Raw genomic sequence first — 1431 nt, forward strand, 5'->3', positions numbered from 1 at the left:
GACGACCGACTCGGTCATCAACGCGATCCTCGCCCACGTCCCCGTCCCGCGCTGATGGCACTCACCGGACGCGCCGCGCTCCTCGCGGCACTCGGCACCCTGCCGGTCGGCATCTGGGACCCCAGCTGGACGGGCATCCTCGCCGTCAACGGCTCACTCGCACTGGCATGCGCCTGCGACTTCGCACTGGCCGCACCCGTACGCCGACTGGGCCTGACCCGTTCCGGTGACGCCTCCGTACGCCTCGGCGAAACGGCCGACGTCACGCTCACGGTCACCAACCCGTCAGGACGGCCGCTGCGCGCCCAGGTACGCGACGCCTGGCCGCCCAGCAGCTGGCAGCCCGGGACCGAAGTGGCCGCCTCCCGCCACAGTCTGACGGTCCCTCCGGGCGAGCGCCGCCGTGTGACGACGCGTCTGAGGCCCACGCGCCGTGGCGACCGCCTGGCCGACCGCGTCACGATCCGTTCGTACGGGCCGCTCGGCCTCTTCTCCCGCCAGGGCACGCACAAGGTCCCCTGGGCGGTCCGGGTTCTGCCTCCCTTCACCAGTCGTAAGCACCTTCCCGCCAAACTGGCCCGCCTGCGGGAACTCGACGGCCGCACCAGCGTGCTGACGCGCGGCGAGGGCACGGAGTTCGACAGCCTGCGCGAATACGTCCCCGGGGACGACACCCGCTCCATCGACTGGCGCGCCACGGCACGGCAGTCCACGGTCGCGGTGCGCACGTGGCGGCCCGAACGCGACCGTCACATCCTGCTGGTCCTGGACACGGGCCGCACCTCCGCCGGCCGGGTCGGAGACGCACCGCGCCTGGACGCCTCCATGGACGCCGCGCTGCTGCTGGGCGCGCTGGCGACCCGTGCAGGGGACCGCGTGGATCTGCTCGCCTACGACCGTCGGGTACGCGCCCTGGTCCAGGGACGTGCCGCCGGCGATGTCCTGCCGTCGCTGGTCAACGCGATGGCGACACTGGAGCCGGAACTCGTGGAAACGGACGCGCGCGGTCTCACGGCCACGGCGCTACGGACGGCGCCCCGGCGCTCGTTGATCGTCCTGCTGACCACCCTGGACACCGCTCCCATCGAGGAGGGGCTCCTTCCAGTACTCCCCCGGCTCACTCAGCGTCACACGGTGCTGCTGGCGTCGGTGGCCGATCCGTACATCGCCCGCATGGCGACGGCTCGGGGCAGCACGGAGGCGGTCTACGAGGCCGCTGCCGCGGCCCAAGCGCATTCGGAACGGACACGCATGGCCGAGCAGCTACGGCGTCACGGGGTGACGGTCGTGGACGCGACGCCGGAGGATCTGGCGCCGGCCCTGGCGGACGCATATTTGGCGCTGAAGGCGGCGGGGCGGCTCTGAATCCAAGGGCGGGGCGACCGGCGCCTCAACGGCCCTAACGCCTCGCCTCTCTCCCTTTTCCGCCCT

Annotated in this window: 1 protein-coding gene; it reads left to right on the forward strand. The window is 72.4% G+C overall.

The genetic code is table 11. From position 1 onward, the window contains the following. The first annotated feature begins 54 nt into the window (after window positions 1–54). A complete protein-coding gene (locus tag C3488_RS39615) occupies window positions 55–1365 on the forward strand; it encodes a DUF58 domain-containing protein (RefSeq protein ID WP_103845632.1) in 1311 nt (436 codons plus the stop codon). The last annotated feature ends 66 nt before the right edge of the window (window positions 1366–1431 follow it).

The sequence above is a fragment of the Streptomyces sp. Ru72 genome (assembly GCF_002920635.1).
Classification (GTDB): domain Bacteria; phylum Actinomycetota; class Actinomycetes; order Streptomycetales; family Streptomycetaceae; genus Streptomyces.

Excerpts from the sequence above, each read along its gene's own strand:
- C3488_RS39615 (WP_103845632.1), top strand. The coding sequence starts at position 55 with ATGGCACTCACCGGACGCGCCGCGCTCCTCGCGGCACTCGGCACCCTG.